Origin of the sequence: Planktothrix sp. FACHB-1365 (assembly GCF_014697575.1) — a bacterium.
In the GTDB taxonomy this organism is placed as follows: domain Bacteria; phylum Cyanobacteriota; class Cyanobacteriia; order Cyanobacteriales; family Microcoleaceae; genus Planktothrix.
In genome coordinates this window covers 24402-38352 of the sequence record NZ_JACJSC010000036.1, presented here as the reverse complement: position 1 = coordinate 38352, position 13951 = coordinate 24402, and the positions used below count along the sequence as shown (strand labels likewise).

Sequence of the window (13951 nt, the reverse complement as noted above, 5' to 3'; positions counted from 1 at the left end):
ATAGAACTTATCAGGTCGGTGGTATCAGTAGAAAACTCTCCCCAAGGGAGGTTATTAACTTTAATATTGCAGCCCTAAAATAGAGATGGTATCGATGTTGATCACCCTGATAGGAACTTTATTATGACTGTTAATCACCTTTTAGAAATTGAAGCTCTCGGTCAAAGTATTTGGATGGATAATTTAAACCGAGATTTAATAGAATCTGGGGAATTAAAACGGATGATTGAAGAACAAGGAATTCAAGGCTTAACTTCAAATCCGGCTATTTTTGAAAAAGCGATTAAAGGTAATGCCATTTATGATGCTGATATCGAAAAAGGCATTAAAGCCGGAAAATCGGTATTAGAAATTTATGAATCCTTGATTTTTGATGATATTCGCAAAGCTTGTGATATTTTTAAACCGGTGTATGAACAAAGTCAAGGATTAGATGGGTTTATTAGTATTGAAGTTCCCCCTAATATTGCCTTAGATACAGAAAAAACGATTACGGAAGCCCGACGCTATGCTAAAACGATAGAACGGGAAAATTTAATGATTAAAATTCCGGGGACGGCGGCGGGTTTACCTGCGGTTAAACAGGTGATTAGTGAGGGAATTAATGTCAATGTTACCTTGTTATTTTCCGTTGATAGCTATATTAATACGGCTTGGGCTTATATTGAAGGATTAGAAGCCCGTGTCGCCCAAGGTCAAGATATTAGTAAAATTGCTTCCGTTGCCAGTTTCTTTTTAAGTCGCATTGATAGTAAAATTGATGAAATGATTGATGCCAAACTTAGAAATATTAACGATATCAACGTTAAGGCTAAATTAGAAGCGGTTAAAGGAAAAGTTGCGATCGCTAATGCTAAAATAGCGTATCAAGAATATCTTAAAATCATTAAAACTGATCGCTGGCAAGCCTTAGCAGAAAAAGGAGCAAAAGTTCAACGGTTACTGTGGGCAAGTACCAGTACAAAAAATCCGAATTATCCCGATGTTATGTATGTGGATGAATTAATCGGGTCAGATACCGTTAATACCTTACCTCCCTCTACTATTGAGGCTTGTATTGATCATTGTGATGTGGCGAACCGGGTAACAACAAATGTTGACAATGCCTATCATTTGATTGAAAATCTCAAAGATCCCGATATTGAGATTAATTTAGAGCAAGTCATGGAAGACTTACTAACGGATGGGATTGATAAATTTATTCAACCCTTTAATTCCTTGATGGCTTCTCTCCAAGACAAAGTAGAACGACTGGCGACCGTCGCCCGATAAATTCTCACAATCAGTTGTGTTAGGATTTCTATAAAAAAGGACAATCCCACAAGATGCCAAAAACTAGGTTTCTTGGGGGTTGTCCTTCTCCATTTTCAGGGAGCTAATCTTAAATTAAACAAAAGTTTTAAAGGGAAAAAGACAATCATCTGTAAAAATTATTTATAATCCAAGCCAAACCCTATCAATCGGGAAACTGCTATTAGAGGCTCTCTGTGGTCAAATCTATGATCCCTAATCCTGATTAGTCCTGAATAAAGATTATTAATTGATTGATCGCAAAAGGAATCTCAATGGTTACACTTATTGAAAATCCCCTGCGGGTAGGACTGCAACAAGATCGAATTCCCGAACCCCAGATTTTAGTGATTTTTGGTGCATCGGGAGATTTAACCCAACGAAAATTAGTTCCTGCCCTCTATCAAATGAAATTAGAGCGCAAATTACCCCCCGAATTAACTATTGTTGGGGTAGCTCGTCGGGAGTGGAGCCACGACTTTTTCCGCGAACATTTGCGTGAAGGAATTGAAGAATTTGGCGGCGGTTTATACTCCCAAGCGTTGTGGGAAGACTTTTCCCAAGGTATTTTTTATTGTTCGGGGAATATGGATGAACCCGAAAGTTATCAAAAACTGAAAGCCTTTTTAAGTGAACTCGATGAACTTCGCCGCACCAGAGGCAACCGAGTCTTTTATTTATCTGTCGCACCGCGTTTCTTCGCCGAAGCGATTCAACAATTGGGGGGAGCCGGAATGCTCACCGACCCCAAAAAGCAGCGTTTAGTGATTGAAAAACCCTTTGGTCGAGATTTAGGTTCGGCTCAGGTGCTCAACCGGGTTGTCCGTCAAGTTTGTTCTGAAGAACAAGTCTATCGCATTGACCATTATCTAGGGAAAGAAACCGTTCAAAACTTAATGGTATTTCGGTTTGCCAATGCCATTTTTGAGCCTTTGTGGAACCGTCAATTTGTTGATCACGTCCAAATTACCGTTGCCGAAACCGTCGGTTTAGAAGGACGGGCGGGCTATTATGAAACATCAGGGGCGCTGCGGGATATGGTGCAAAACCACCTGATGCAGTTATTTTCCCTAACCGCAATGGAACCCCCTAATTCCCTGGATGCGGATAGTATTCGCAACGAGAAAGTTAAGGTGGTTCAAGCGACCCATCTGGCTGATATTAATTATTTAGAATATTCTGCGGTGCGCGGACAATATACCCCTGGTTGGATGAACGGCCAACAGGTTCCAGGGTATCGCTCAGAAGATGGGGCAGCCCCCGACTCCACCACCCCAACCTATGCTGCGTTAAAATTTTATATTGATAACTGGCGCTGGAAAGGAGTACCGTTCTATCTGCGAACTGGAAAACGAATGCCGAAAAAAGTTACAGAAATCGCCATTCAGTTTAAAGAAGTTCCCTATTTAATGTTCCAGTCCGCCGCAAAACAGGCTAACCCGAATGTTTTAGTGTTGAGAATTCAACCTAATGAAGGAATTTCCATGCGCTTTGAAGTGAAAACCCCTGGAAACTCCCTGCGAACTCGTTCCGTTGATATGGATTTTCGCTATGATACCGCCTTTGGTAAACCGAATACCGATGCCTATGCCCGTTTATTGATTGACTGTATGTTAGCCGATCAAACCCTATTTACTAGGGGTGATGAAGTCGAAGCCTCTTGGCAAGTGCTCACCCCTGTCCTAGAAGTCTGGGATGCTCCGGCTCCGGCTGAGTCCATTCCCCTCTATGAAGCAGGCACTTGGGGCCCTGTAGAATCAGAACTTCTCCTAAACCGAGATGGTCGTCGTTGGCGTCGATTGTAATCAGTGATCAGTGTAGAGACGTGCCATGGCGCGTCTGTTAATAGTTCGCAGTTGTTGACTGATAACTATTAACTGATAACTGATAACTAATAACTGATAACTGATAACTGATAACTGATAACTGTTATGAATACACCCCTTGTTGCGTTACAAAAACCGAAGGATATTTCCTTAAGCCAAATTGAAGCTGAATTAAGCAGTATTTGGCTGAGTCAAAATATTGGAAATGGGAAAACTACCGCTATTGCGACTCGTGCGGCAACCTTTAGCATGGTAGTTTATGAACCCGAAGAATTTCAACAATTGTTAGGGACATTAGGGTTCTATGCAGGTAGTATTGATGGGATTCATGGCACAGCCACCCGTGATGCCATTAAAGAAGCTCAAAAACAGTATGATTTACCCATTACGGGACGAGTTGACCCCGATACCTTAACAAAATTACGGGAGGAATTTGCTAAACTTCCCGCTTCAAAACAAACGATTAGTAATCTGGATGCACGGGGATTTAGTATTAGTGAAACCATCGCCGCCCAAAATCCTTGTCGAATTATTACCCTTTGTCCTACTTTGGGAGAAGATACGGGAGTAACGGCTCAAGTCTCTGCCTATTGCCCGATTCAGAAAAAACACGAAGAAGGGTTAGTGTGTTGTGAATATATCACCCTGCGAGGCACAAAAGCCGCTTTAGAACGGGTAGGAAATATCGTTTCATCGTTAATGATTCCCGATTTGCCCAAATTTGTTTGGTGGAAAGCAACACCCAATCCTGAACAAGAATTGTTTAAACAATTATCCAGTTGTTCTAATTGTGTGATTGTGGATTCCTCTTATTTTAGCGATCCTGAATCGGAATTATTAAAAATGCAGGATTTAATTGAAGAGGAAACCTATATTGCAGACTTAAATTGGCATCGACTTTCCCCTTGGCAAGAATTAACCGCCTCAGCTTTTGATCCTCCTGAACGTCGAACTTCCTTAGTTGAAATCGATAATATCACCCTTGACTATGAAAAAGGCAACGCCGCCCAAGCTTTAATGTTTTTAGGATGGTTTGCGAGTCGTTTAGAATGGAAACCCCTTTCCTTTGTCGATCAAGGCGGAGATTACGAGCTCAAACATATCCGGTTTATGGGGCCCAATGATAAAGAAATTCTGGCAGAACTCGCAGCTATTCCGACGGCGGATTATGGTGAAATTCCAGGGGATTTAGTGGGGTTACGGTTAACGTCGGGAAATCCTAACGCGAACTGCTGCACGATTTTATGTTCAGAAACCACCGGATGTATGCGGATGGAAGCCGGAGGAAGTGCCCAATCTTGTCGGACGGAACAGGTAATTGCCGCAACGGATCAAAAAGCCGAATCTCTGATGGCGCAACAGTTACAACGTTGGGGACGGGATGTTCTCTATGAAGAAAGTCTGGGTCTGACGGCTCAAATTCTGAAATTACAGTAGTGCCTTTGAAGTAGATTTTAGTGATTCCCCCGTGACAAACAGCTGATCATGGGGTATTTTTTTCGGCTAATTTTCTATTTTTTGTGATAAGTATCACGTCAAATAGTGACGGCTCCGCTTGACATCCTCCCAATATTTTAAAATATTATTGGGAACTAGAATTCCTATAATTTCTGGCAATTTGTTAATATGGAAGAGGTTTCGGAATATCGGATTCTTTTCCGATAGAACAAATTTAGAAGTGCTGATAGCTTAAAAGAGATTTTGTGAAATGTATTTTTAAGGGTTGCAATTCATCCACTGCCAAACTTTCACTTTTGGCTAGGGTCACTTCCTGATCCCATTTTTTGATAAAATGAGTTTAACCCCCTAAAATCTAGGGAAATCTTTAATAGAGGAGTATTGTGCCTTTTGTCTTCCTTGTGGGAAATCGTCAAAATCTATCCGTAAATCAACGGTCGTTAACATTGATACTAGGGTTGAGTTGAGATAAAAATTATCTTTCTGTTGGAACAATTCTGATTGATCCATAAAACATAGATTCCACTCGATATGAACTCCAACTCATTTAGAGAAACGACTATATTAATTGTTGATGATAGCCCAACAAACCTTAATTTATTGTCGGGTTTTATCGATAATTGTGGCTGGAAAATTTTAATTGCAACCCATAGTCATCAAGCGATTGAAATAGCAGAGATTGAGCAGCCTGATTTAATTTTATTAGATGTAATGATGCCGGGGGTTGATGGTTTTGAAACCTGTCAACACTTGAAAAATAATCCCCAAACCTATGATATTCCGATCATTTTTATGACCGCCGTAGCGGATAAGTTGGAAAAAGTTCATGGCTTATCCATTGGGGCTGTAGATTATATTACTAAACCGTTTCAAGCTGAAGAAGTCATTGCTCGAATTAAAATTCATTTAAAAATTAGCTCTCTGACGCAACAATTATTAGAAAAAAATCAAGAATTAGAACAACGAGTTTTAGAACGAACGGCTGAATTATCTCAAGCATTAGAAGATTTAAAACAATCCCAGATGCAACTGGTACAAAGTGAAAAAATGTCAACTTTAGGACATTTGATCGCAGGTGTAGCTCATGAAATTAATAATCCGATTAACTTTATTGCAGGAAATTTGAATCATGCGAGTATTTATATTAATGATTTAATTAATCATTTAAGACTCTATCAAACCTACTATCCTAAACCGGATCAGTCTTTAATTGATCATGCTGATTCTATTGATTTAGATTATTTAATTGAGGATCTTCCGAAACTGATTTCTTCGATGAAATTAGGCACAGATCGAATTTCTAATATTAGTACCAGTTTACGCACTTTTTCGCGTAGCGATACCAAGGTTCAAGTTGCTTTTAATATTCATGAAGGTTTAGAAAGTACCCTATTAATCTTGAAACATTTATTACAAGCCACAGATTATCGCCCGGATATTAAAATTATTAAAAAATATGGACAAATGCCGATGGTTGAATGTTATCCAGGACAATTAAATCAAGTGTTTATGAATTTAATTAATAATGCAATTGATGCTTTAAATGAATCGAGTCAATCTAAATCCTATCAAGAGTTACTGCAACGTCCCAATCAAATTATAATTTCGACTTATTTAGTTTCTAATAGTCGTGCTGTTGCAATTTCAATTAAGGATAATGGAACCGGAATGTCGGAGGAGACTCGAAAATTTGCCTTTGATTATTTATTTACAACAAAGCCTGTCGGAAAAGGAACAGGGCTGGGATTATCTATTAGTCGGAAGATTATTGAAGATAGTCATAAAGGGCGATTATTATGTCATTCTCAGTTAGGAGAAGGATCAGAGTTTATTATCGAAATTCCTATTTGTAAAGAGTTGGGGCTTTAATTGTGAATGATAGAAGGAGAAAGAAGTATTTTTTAATACAAATAAATTTCAAGTGCCGAAGTGGAATTGAAGCGATATTTAAACTATGTTCTTGATTTTATCTGTCTTTTAACGGCGTTGCCATCCCGTGAGGTTTTACTTTCTTTACATTTTTCTATCAATGCTAGTAATTAAGGACTAAAAAATCGTTTCTCGTGGTAAAATCAGAAACCGAAAAGAAGAAACTTAGCGTTTCAAATCGAGGAAACCCAGTATGAACAATCAACAACAAATTACAGACCTTTATAACACAGGAATTGATCCGGATCGAAATCGGTTGGGTGATAGCCTTCCAGACCCTCACTATCAACTAGAAAGTTTTCCGGTTGGTACAGTAACACCCGCCGTTACCAGTCCTGATAATTCTTTAGCAAACAATTGGGTTGCTAATACCGCAACTTCCCGATGGATTGGCCCCAATCGTCCTTCTGCTCAGGGGCCAGTTGGAGAATATATCTATAAAACAACCTTTACTCTACCCATTTTTTCTGAAGCTTTAATTGTTGGTGAACTTTCAGCCGACGACAACGTTACAGATATTCTCATCAATGGGGTTTCTGCTGGTAATCCTACTCCTTTAGGGTCTTGGACAACGGTTAGTCAATTCACGATTTCGACTGGATTTGTCGTTGGCGAAAATACCATCGAATTTAAAGTGAATAACTCTAATGGCCCTACAGGTCTTCGCATACATAGCATCACTGGAACTTATACACCTGCTTTGTCTACTGTCGGTAAAATAGTGATTAATGCAGACGAATGGACATTAAGTGATCACGGACTCAATGTTGCTCCTGATGGAACTCAATTTGCTCTCAATATTGCCAATTACTTTGTAGGTAATCAGAACGGGAAATTCCATGTTCTTTCCAACAATTTCGGGTTAACTGGAGCCTCTCTAGCAACAGTAATGACCAATGCAGGTCATACTTGGACTAAGGGAATGAATATTAGTGTTAACTTAGCAACTCTTCAAGAATATGACGGGATTTTTATCGGCGGTGATCTGATCGATAACCAGGTCTTAATTGAATACGTTCAGAATGGAGGAAAGGTTTACCTCTGTGCAGGTACAGGTCAAGGCGGTTCACAAGCAGAAGCCAACAATTGGAATACGTTCCTAGCTGCTTTTGGACTCAAATATCAGGGAACTTACAACGGAATTAGTGGTAATATTCCTGTGAGTAAACCCAATCATCCTTTGTTTGCTGGAGTCACAACCCTCTATCAGCATAATGGAAACTCCATTACTGATTTACAACCTGATTCGTCCTTAAATGAAATTGTTTTTAATGATAGTAACGGACAAGGGTTAATTGCTACGGCTGAATTTATTCAAACACCTCCTACACCTTAACCCGCAGCAAAACCCACTTCTAAAACAAATACGTCAATATCAGGACTTACGCAATGCCTCTATCAGTAGGGTGTGTTAGTGGCAGTTTAACGCACTAATACATTATATGTGGAGTAGCTGCGTAAGTCCTGAATATTCTCAGGGAATGTTACAAGGTGATCCAAAAGCGTTTTTAGTTGTATTAAAAGACATGAATGCTCAACTATTGAGTTTCAATTTATCTCGATTAACCTTAGAAGAATTTTTCATGCAGAAGTTAAAAGAAAGAGGAATTCATGCTAGTGGCTAAAGGGAAGGTTTAAATCTAAATAATAGAATTAGTAATTATGACTGAAATCACGGCTAATTATGATGAAACCTGGAAAGAAGTAATAGGAGACTATTTCGAGTCATTCCTTACATTTTTTTATCCCGAAATTCATCAACATATTGATTGGAATAAACCTCCAATTTCTCTCGATAAAGAACTAGAACAAATTACCGCCTCTGCGGAAACCGAAAAACGTTACGCTGATAAATTATTTCAAGTTTGGCTATTAGATGAGCAAGAAATTTGGATTTTGATTCATGTTGAAGTCCAAAGTCAATATGATCAAGAATTTTCCCAAAGAATGTTTATCTATAACTATCGAGCGTTTGACCTGTATCATAAACCTGTGATCAGTTTAGCCATCCTGGGAGATGAAAGTCAATCTTGGCGACCGAATTCCTATCAATATGGTTTAGGGGATAGTCAAGTTAAAATTAAATTTAGCATTGTCAAACTCTTAGATTATCAATGGGAAGACTTAGCCCAAAGCCACAATCTTTTTGCTATAGTAGTAATGGCACACTTAAAAACTAAAGCTACCACTAGCAATTTAACCGAAAGGGAGCAATGGAAATGGAATTTAACCCGATTACTTTACGAAAAAGGTTATAATCGCCAAGAAATTGCTGATTTATATAAAGTTATCGATTTAATGATGGCTTTACCGCAAGCATTACAATTCAGTTTTGAGGAAAAATTAACCCAATATCAGGAGGAGAGGAAAATGCCTTTATTAACTAATATTGAAAGACGTGCTTTAGCAAGAGGAGCTAAAGAAAATTCTCAACAAAACATTTTTGATTTACTCGAAATTCGCTTTGGAACTTTACCCGAAAGCTTAATTCAAAGCCTCAAGCAAATTGATGATATGACCGTATTAAAGCAACTCCATCTACAAACAATCAGTGTTAATTCATTGGAGGAATTTCAACAGCTAATAAACTCTAATTTAACTAATGAAAATTAATTCAACAGTGGAACAGGCATCCTGCCTGTTTCTCCTGTTTCCTGCAATGTGATCTTAGACTCAGCGATGCTGAAGATCCTGAAATCTTTGAAGTTGTAAAAACACAAAGCGTTACTATATGGATAAAACAAAATGAATGAACAATTACTACTCAATAAATGGCACAAATTAAAATTAGAAGATCAAGAAAAAGTTTTAGCTTTTATAGATGCTATTAACCCAGAAAAGCCAGAAGAAAAATTATCTGAAACGACTGAAATTGTTTACCAACCCCAGACAGAATTAGGTAAAAAGCTTTGGGAAATTAGACAAAAAATAATTAAAGATCCAAATATTAAATTATTAGATTTGGATGATATAGAAGCTGAGTTAGATGAGATTAGAAGTAAAAATAAATGACAATTATTCTAACTTATTTAGATTCTGGAGTTTTAATTGCTGCTGCTAGGGGGACTGATATAGTATCTTTAAAAGCTACCTCAATTTTAGATAGTAAAGATCGACAATTTTGTTCTAGCTTTTTTGTCAGATTAGAAATTTTAACTAAAGCTAAATATCATCAACAGCAAGATGAAGTTAATTTCTATGAAACTTTTTTTGCTAGTTGTACTATTTTGGCTAATGATTTAGATACCATTGTCAATTTAGCAGAACAATTAGCAGCAAAATATGGATTAAATGCTTTGGATGCTTTACAAATTGCTGCTGCTATTTCAGTCAATGCTGATGAATTTATTACTACAGAAAAGGTAACTAAACCCTTACATCGAGTCACAGAAATAAAAGTTATTTTTTTTGCTGGTTAAACTCAGTAGCTCAGAATAACAGGAATAATAATTAATTAATGTCATACTGAGTGAAACGAAGTATCTCTGTGGAGTTTTGAGAGATAGTAAAGATTCTTCGCTGTGCTCAGAATGACAGGAATAGCTATTTTTTGGCTAATTTTTTTGTCATTATTATATAAATCCGTTAAAATTAATTGTAGGGTTTGTATAGAATTAAAGAAAATCCCAGTACAATTTTATCCCTCTACGATAATGAAATGTTGCATTAACCCCCAATGTCCCAACCCAGATAACCCAGATGGTACAATTTACTGTAAAGCTTGCGGTGTCCATATCCCCGACTTGCTGGACAGACGGTTTCGCATGATCAAATTTTTGGGTCAAGGGGGGTTTGGTCGCACCTATTTAGCGGAAGATACGAAAAAACTGAATAAGAAATGTGTGGTGAAACAGTTAGTTGTTAATAATCAAGGAACAGCAGGACTACAAAAAGTCTTAGAATTATTTGAACGAGAAGCAGAAAAACTGGAACAACTGGGAGATCATCAGCAAATTCCGAGGTTAGTAGCCTATTTCTCAGAAAATAATCAACTGTATTTAGCTCAAGAATATATTGAAGGAGAAACCTTAAATACTATCTTAGCTCAACAAGGGGTTTGGACAGAAGCGCAAGTCAAACAACTGTTAGAAAGTTTGTTACCTGTGCTGACGTTTATTCATCAAAACAAGGTGATTCACCGTGACCTCAAACCGGATAATATTATGCGTCGTCGGAATGGGGAATATGTGTTAATTGATTTTGGCGTAGCGAAAGATTTAGCTGCAACGGTGGTACATACGCAAGTGGGAACCCGTGTTGGGACGTTTGGTTATGCAGCACCAGAACAATTACAAAACGGAGAAGCATACCCCGCCAGTGATTTATATAGTTTAGGGGCGACTTGTTTTTGTTTATTATCAAAAGTTGAGCCGTTTCAGCTATTTACAAAATATGGTTACAGTTGGATAACCCGTTGGCAACAATATGTATCACAACCTTTGAGTCCAGAATTAAAGAAAGTTCTCAATAAATTATTGCAGGAGCAGATTCAATACCGCTATTCTTCTGCTCATAAAGTATTGCAAGATTTACGACCTACACCAACCCCAACGGTAAGAGCTATACCTAACCCCACACCACCCCCTCCAGCCCAAAATAATCATAACTTCTGGGTGGGTTTATCGGTTGGGATATTGTTGTTAGTCGGATATGGAATATTTACTAATAAAAATACTTCTAATCAAAATTCCTCACCCATCGCCCCATTAACTCCCACACCAACAGAAAATTCCATTAGCAATTCTATAACGTCCCCAACTCCGTTAAGGGTTGCCGCACCCACCCCCTCACCCCAAGTATCCTGGCAAAACCCCACCCTGGTTGCCACTCTCACCGGACATTCAGATACTGTCTACTCTGTAGCTTTCAGTCCCGATGGTCGAACGTTAGCCAGTGGGAGTAATGACACCACGATAAAATTGTGGGATGTGCAGAGCCAACGGCAAATTGCCACTCTCACCGGACATTCAAGTTATGTCAAGTCTGTAGCCTTCAGTCCTGATGGTCGGACGTTAGCCAGTGGGGGTGGTCACAAGACGATGAAATTGTGGGATGTGCAAAGTCAACAGGAAATTGCCACTCTCACCAAAGATTTAGATGATGACAATTCTCTTAAGATGGAAAGTATTAGTCAATTCACTATTGGTGACGATTCATCAATCGCATCTGTAGCTTTCAGTGCCGATGGTCGGACATTAGCCAGTGGGAGTGATTCTTCCCCGCCAAACAGTGACAGTGACAACAGGATTAAATTGTGGGATGTGCCGAGTCAACGAGAAATTGCCACTCTCACCGGAGATTCAGATTTTGTCTCGTCTGTAGCCTTCAGTCCCGATGGTCGGACGTTAGCCAGTGCAAGTTGGGTCAACAAAATTAAATTGTGGGATGTGCAGAGCCAACGGGAAATTGCCACTCTCACCGGACATTCAGATTCTGCCTGGTCTGTAGCGTTCAGTGCCGATGGTCGGACGTTAGCCAGTGGGGGTGCTGACAAGACAATTAAATTGTGGGATGTGCAGAGCCAACGGCAAATTGCCACTCTCACCGGACATTCAGATTATGTCAGGTCTGTAGCCTTCAGTCCTGATGGTCGGACGTTAGCCAGTGGGAGTCATGACAAGACGATTAAATTGTGGGATGTGACAAGTCAACGGGAAATTGCGACTCTCGCCGGACATTCAGATTATGTCAGGTCTGTAGCCTTCAGTCCCGATGGTCGGACGTTAGCCAGTGGAAGTTCTGACAACACGATTAAATTGTGGGAGGCACGATAGGGTTAGGTTGGAGTAGCAGAAACCGGGTTTCTCAAGATATCTTGATGGGTTGCAATTAATCTCAATTAGAAACCCGGTTTCTAGGGATATTTGCGATCGCTTTCAGAAACCGGGTTTCTATAGATATCTTGATGAGTTGCAATTAACTTAATTAGAAACCCGGTTTCTAGGGGTATTTGCGATCGCATTCAGAAACCGGGTTTCTGTAGATATCTTGATGGGTTGCAATTAACTTAATTAGAAACCCGGTTTCTTGGAGTATTTGCGATCGCTTTCAGAAACCGGGTTTCTATAGATATCTTGATGGGTTGCAATTAATTTTAATTAGAAACCCGGTTTCTTGGGGTATTTGCGATCGCCGATAGGTGTAACCGAGACGTTGATCATGGTGTTTTGTTTTTAAAATAAATTAATATTTTTTCATCCTGAGTAATTAATGATAAGCCGTTAATCTTAGCCGTTGCGACGATAATTTGATCGGCGGGATCTGCATGAAATCCAGAAAGTCGAGTAGATTCTAAGATAATTGGCAGGTTTAATGGTAGCAATTGAATACCGGGGTATTTTAGGGCGAGTTCGAGCCATTCTTCTATAGAACACTCAAAAGTTAGTCTATTTTTTTCGACTAATTTGGCAATTTCCCAGCAAGAAATGATACTGATTCCTATACCACTTGTTTGATGTGCTTGAATGATGTCGCGGTTTTGGGGTGAGAGTTTAGGATGATCATCAACCCACCAAATCCAGATATGAGTGTCTAGGATGATCATGTTAGTGCATCCCAGTCTTCTCCGGCTACGGGTTCGTAGGGATGTTCATAGCGAATGACTTTTCCTCGCAGGGGATGTTCAGAGGTAAGCTGTGGTAAGGAAGTTGAGCGCATATCATTTTTGACCGTTTGTAAAATGGCTTCAATGATTAGGATACGCTCTTCGATTGATGTTCCTTGCAGTTTTTCGAGGATATCTGATTCAATCATTATCAATTTTTATCTGATTTAATGCTAAGATTATATGGCAATACAATTGTTTTCTTATTTAAACGGCAAACAAAAGTGCATACTAGAGGAAAGCGATTATGGAGCCGTTTTGAATGTCAACCCTGCTGGAAAGAATCACAATTAATCCCAGGCAATGTGGTGGTCGTCCCTGTATTCGAGGGATGAGAATTCGGGTGTCAGATGTGTTAGACTTGTTTGCGGCTGGACTAACTGCTGAAGATATATTGGAAGAAATGCCTGATCTCGAAGCAGATGATTTGAAAGCATCTCTTTTGTATGCCTCGCGGAAACTTAATCACCCGGTATTAGTAGCATGACAATCTGGGTAGATGCACACCTATCTCCTGCAATAGCAATCTGGATTACTAACACATTTGGAGTGACAGCAGTAGCATTGCGAGATGTTGGACTTAGAGATGCTGAAGATCCTGAAATCTTTGAAGCCGCAAAAGCACAAGGCGTTATTATGATGACTAAAGATAGTGATTTTGTTGATTTAGTTGATCGATTGGGTTCACCGCCACAAATTATTTGGTTGACTTGTGGTAATACCTCTAATGCTAGGCTGCGCGAGATTTTAAGCGGAACATTACCTAGAGCATTAGAACTTTTGGAAACTGGGGAGACGTTAGTGGAAATCAGAGGAGACTAACAGCACAGGCTAACACTTCATA

At 39.2% G+C, this 13951-nt stretch carries 14 protein-coding genes; 12 read left to right on the top strand and 2 right to left on the bottom strand.

What is annotated here, in order from left to right:
* Positions 1-123: 123 nt before the first annotated feature.
* From tal to H6G57_RS25235, 10 genes are all read left to right on the top strand, one after another.
* Complete coding sequence (gene tal, locus H6G57_RS25280; RefSeq protein WP_190523692.1) at positions 124-1272, top strand: transaldolase; 1149 nt, start codon at positions 124-126, stop codon at positions 1270-1272.
* 293 nt (positions 1273-1565) lie between these two features.
* The gene (gene zwf / locus H6G57_RS25275; RefSeq protein WP_190523691.1) at positions 1566-3095 is read left to right on the top strand and encodes a glucose-6-phosphate dehydrogenase; all 1530 of its coding nucleotides are present in this window, start codon (positions 1566-1568) and stop codon (positions 3093-3095) included.
* Between the two features lie 126 nt (positions 3096-3221).
* A complete protein-coding gene (opcA, locus tag H6G57_RS25270) occupies positions 3222-4553 on the top strand; it encodes a glucose-6-phosphate dehydrogenase assembly protein OpcA (RefSeq protein ID WP_190523690.1) in 1332 nt (443 codons plus the stop codon).
* Positions 4554-5105: 552 nt separating this feature from the next.
* A complete protein-coding gene (locus tag H6G57_RS25265) occupies positions 5106-6443 on the top strand; it encodes a response regulator (protein ID WP_190523688.1) in 1338 nt (445 codons plus the stop codon).
* A 253-nt stretch (positions 6444-6696) separates the two neighbouring features.
* The gene (locus H6G57_RS25260) at positions 6697-7839 is read left to right on the top strand and encodes a hypothetical protein (RefSeq protein WP_190523686.1); all 1143 of its coding nucleotides are present in this window, start codon (positions 6697-6699) and stop codon (positions 7837-7839) included.
* A 106-nt stretch (positions 7840-7945) separates the two neighbouring features.
* Positions 7946-8128 (top strand): hypothetical protein, encoded by a 183-nt coding sequence (locus H6G57_RS25255; RefSeq protein WP_190523685.1) that lies wholly within the window; start codon positions 7946-7948, stop codon positions 8126-8128.
* Between the two features lie 37 nt (positions 8129-8165).
* The gene (locus H6G57_RS25250; protein WP_190523684.1) at positions 8166-9116 is read left to right on the top strand and encodes a hypothetical protein; all 951 of its coding nucleotides are present in this window, start codon (positions 8166-8168) and stop codon (positions 9114-9116) included.
* 132 nt (positions 9117-9248) lie between these two features.
* Positions 9249-9515: a hypothetical protein gene (locus H6G57_RS25245; RefSeq protein ID WP_190523683.1), complete on the top strand. Its 267-nt coding sequence runs from the start codon at positions 9249-9251 to the stop codon at positions 9513-9515.
* Positions 9512-9922 carry a PIN domain-containing protein gene (locus H6G57_RS25240; protein WP_190523682.1) on the top strand — a complete coding sequence of 137 codons (411 nt, stop codon included), beginning with the start codon at positions 9512-9514 and terminating at the stop codon, positions 9920-9922. The genes H6G57_RS25245 and H6G57_RS25240 overlap by 4 nt, the downstream gene beginning before the upstream one ends.
* Positions 9923-10156: 234 nt before the next feature.
* Complete coding sequence (locus H6G57_RS25235; RefSeq protein WP_190523681.1) at positions 10157-12277, top strand: serine/threonine-protein kinase; 2121 nt, start codon at positions 10157-10159, stop codon at positions 12275-12277.
* 383 nt (positions 12278-12660) lie between these two features.
* On the opposite strand, the gene H6G57_RS25230 is transcribed toward H6G57_RS25235, so the two are convergent.
* Positions 12661-13047 (bottom strand): type II toxin-antitoxin system VapC family toxin, encoded by a 387-nt coding sequence (locus H6G57_RS25230; RefSeq protein WP_190523679.1) that lies wholly within the window; start codon positions 13045-13047, stop codon positions 12661-12663.
* Positions 13044-13256, bottom strand: coding sequence for a hypothetical protein (locus H6G57_RS25225; protein ID WP_190523672.1), 213 nt, complete (start codon positions 13254-13256; stop codon positions 13044-13046). Before H6G57_RS25225 ends, H6G57_RS25230 begins: the two co-directional genes overlap by 4 nt.
* Before the next feature lie 113 nt (positions 13257-13369).
* Here H6G57_RS25225 and H6G57_RS25220 point away from each other — a divergent pair, with 113 nt between their 5' ends.
* Complete coding sequence (locus H6G57_RS25220) at positions 13370-13594, top strand: DUF433 domain-containing protein (protein ID WP_190523670.1); 225 nt, start codon at positions 13370-13372, stop codon at positions 13592-13594.
* Entirely contained in the window at positions 13591-13929 is a 339-nt protein-coding gene (locus H6G57_RS25215) for a DUF5615 family PIN-like protein (protein ID WP_190523669.1), read from the top strand. The genes H6G57_RS25220 and H6G57_RS25215 overlap by 4 nt, the downstream gene beginning before the upstream one ends.
* The last annotated feature ends 22 nt before the right edge of the window (positions 13930-13951 follow it).